The sequence below is a fragment of the Brevundimonas sp. genome, assembly GCF_016463485.1.
Taxonomy (GTDB): domain Bacteria; phylum Pseudomonadota; class Alphaproteobacteria; order Caulobacterales; family Caulobacteraceae; genus Brevundimonas.
In genome coordinates this window covers 5,151-8,249 of record NZ_JAEMRD010000142.1, presented here as the reverse complement: position 1 = coordinate 8,249, position 3,099 = coordinate 5,151, and the positions used below count along the sequence as shown (strand labels likewise).

Genomic DNA, 3,099 nt, shown 5'->3' with positions numbered 1-3,099 from the left:
GCCTGGGCTGGAGCGGGTGCAGGCGGCCATGGCGGCGGCCACGGCGGCGGCGGCGGCGGCGGCGGCGGCGGTAACGGCGGCGGTGGGGGCTGCGGCTCCAGCTGCGGCGGCGGCGGCGGCTACACCGGCGGCGGCGGTCACGGTGGTGGAGGCTATGGCGGCGGCGGCGGCGGCCACGGTGGTGGCGGCTACGGTGGTGGCGGACACGGCGGTGGTGGCGGCTGGAACCGGGGCGGCAACGTCAACGGCAACTTCAACAACAACGTCAACGTCAATGTGAACGCGAACTCCAACGCGAACTCCAACTCCAACAGCAACGCCAGCTACGGCCGCTCAGTCCTGAACGCCCGCGGTTACTCGGGCTACGGCCAGTACAGCATCGGCGGCGGTGGCGGCGGCTATGCCGGCGGCGGCGACGGCTTCTATCCTGCGGGCCCCGGCTATGGCGACGGTGGCGGCGGCGTCGTGATCTCTCAGGACTACGGCTGCGTCGCCACGGCTGGCCCCAGCGCACCCTTCGGCTATTCGGTCTCGGGCTTCGGCCGTCGTCTCGTGTCCCAGCAGGGCTCCTACGCGGCCTACTATGGTGGTCAGGGAACCTGCGGCGCACCCGTACCGGTTCCGGCCGGTCCCTGCTGCGCCCCGGCCCCGGTCGGCCCGTGCTGCACGGCACCCGTCCCGCTCCCGACGCCCGTGCCCGTCTGCGGCCCCGGCTACGGTGGCGGCTATGGGAGCGGCTATGGGAGCGGCTATGGTGGTCGTTACGGCAGCCGGATCCCGCACGGTGGCGGCGGCAACGTCTGCGGCCCGGTGGCGCCGCCTCCCCCGCCTCCTCCGTCCTACGGCGGTTGCGGCGAGTGCAATGCGCCGGTCTACAGCCAGCCCTTCTACGGCCATGTTCCGGCCCCGGCCCCCGTCACCCTGCGCTCGCAAGGCGTCCGTGTGGCCTCGCCGCCGGTGAACGTGCCGCCGCAGGTGGTCTATATCCAGGGCCCGCCCGTCTGGGTCGACGCCCCGCCGGTCAATGTCGCTCCGGCCCAGATCTATCTGGAAGCGCCCAACGTCCGGGTCCGTCCGTCCGAGGTCACCGTGGCCCCGCCGGAAATCCACTACTCCCCGGCCCAGGATCACCCGGAAGACGACTGCTGCGACGCCGTCTATTCCTCGCCGGCCGCGGACAGCCCCTACGTCACCCACGTCCCTCAGGACGGCGGCGAAGGCTACGGCGATCCCTACGCCATGCAGGCCCCGGTCGCGCCCGAACGGGATCTGAAGGACTACGCCCCGGCTGCTGAATACGGCCCCACGGTCGGCGAGACACAGTTCCAGTAGGGGCTGGGACGTCTTTCAGTGGGGGCTGAAAGACGAAGGCCGGCGAGCATTGCGGTGCTCGCCGGCCTTTCTGCGTCCAACGGTGGTCAGCGGCCCCCCGCGCCCATCCCGCCGTTGTCGGCCAGGCGGATGACGACGTCGTCGATCTGAACGCCGCCACGGTCGATGACCAGGTTCTGGTAGTTGCGCTGACCCTCCGAGGTCTCGGCCTCGACGCCGGCAACCTCGGTGGTGAACTCGCGGCGCAGATAGGTGGCCAGTTCGCCGGCGGTGACCATGGTGTCCCCGTCGCCGTCAGCCTCGCCCGACAGGCCGGCGCGCAGGAAGTGGGCCAGATAGCCGCCGGCTTCGAACTTGTCGGCGACGGCGCTGGTCAGATCCTCCTCGGAGCTGAACAGGCCCATGACGCCGGGTCGATCCACGACGTTCCTCGCGAACCCGCCCGAGAAACAGCTGTCCAGGACCAGCAGCGACAGCCGCGTCCGCAGGGTGCCGAACAGTCGCGCCATTTCGCGGTCCGAGATCTCGCCGTCGCTGAGCACGATGCCTTCGGAACGACCGTCGGGTTCGATGGCGCTGACCTGGGAGACCTCACCATCCGTCTGGGAGCCATGACCCGAGAAGAAGAACAGGAACATGTCGTCGGGCCCCGCCTGCTGGGCCACACGGCGGAAGGCGCTCTCGACGCCCGCGACCGTGGCCTGGGCATTGGTCAGGGTGACGCTGGCGGGATTGAGGACACCCTCGCGGCGCAGGGTCTCGGCCAGCTTCAGGGCGTCGTCGTCGGTATAGGGCAGATCGCTTTCCGCATCCCCGTATTCGGAAACTCCGACCATGATGGCATAGACGCGCGGGCCGCCCGGAACCGAGGCCTGGCGCGCCGAGCCCTGGCTGGGCATGACGCTGAACCGGTACGACCCGGTCTCGCCGGCTTCGTAGGAAGTGACGGCTACGGTGTATTCGCCGTCTTCGGCCAGGGCGGTGTCCAGGCGGCTGTTGGTGCCGTCGTCGCCGTCGTCGTTCTCGATCTGCTCGCCCGAGGGGGTGGTCAGCATGATGTAGGCGTCGAAGGCCGAGGACGTCAGCTCGGCCGCCACGCGCTGGCCCCGCCGTCCCTGGAAGGTGAAGGTGTCGACGTATTCGCCGCTGTCGAGCGTGTCGTCGCCGGCCTGGAGCGCCCCGCCGATCGTGTCGCCGATACGCAGGCTTCCGCCCGTACCCGGTCCCTGGCCGCGCGGCGCGTTGGGTTGGGGCTGCGGGCGATAGCTCGAGCCGTCGCCGACCGACAGCCGGTAACGACCGCTCTCGCCCGCCTCATAGCTGGTCGCCGCGATCTCATAGGTTCCGTCGGCGGGCAGGGTCACGATCAGGCGGCTGTCGCGGCTGTCCTGCGCGTCCGTATCGTCGTCGTTGAAGGCCGAGAATCCGCCCGGCCCCTCGATCTGAAGGTATGGATCGAACTCGCCCGACGACAGCCGCAGGTCCAGCTCCTGACCACGCCGTCCGCGCAGGGTGAAGGTGTTGACGTATTCACCGCTCGAAAGGGTGCGAGCCCCCTGCCCCAGCCGCCCGTCGCGGGTTTCGCCGACCCGGATCGGCGCGCCGGTGGGGGCCGGTTGCGATCGGTCAGACTCTGGGCCCCGACCGTAGCGGCCATTGCTGCCGCGCTCCTCGGCATAGACCTGACCGCCCTCTTCCAGCGTCAGGCTGTAGGCACCGGTTTCCCCGGCTTCGAAGGTGGTGGCCGAGACCTGGACCTCTCCGTCC

Annotated in this window: 2 protein-coding genes; one reads left to right on the top strand and one right to left on the bottom strand. The window is 70.3% G+C overall.

What is annotated here, in order from left to right:
* Nucleotides 1–1,332, top strand: a 1,332-nt coding sequence (locus JHC99_RS15600) for a hypothetical protein (RefSeq protein ID WP_292155391.1), incomplete at its 5' end; no start/stop codon positions are given.
* An 86-nt stretch (nt 1,333–1,418) separates the two neighbouring features.
* On the opposite strand, the gene JHC99_RS15595 is transcribed toward JHC99_RS15600, so the two are convergent.
* Nucleotides 1,419–3,099 (bottom strand): pre-peptidase C-terminal domain-containing protein (locus tag JHC99_RS15595; RefSeq protein WP_292155390.1); only part of this gene is annotated, 1,681 nt, incomplete at its 5' end.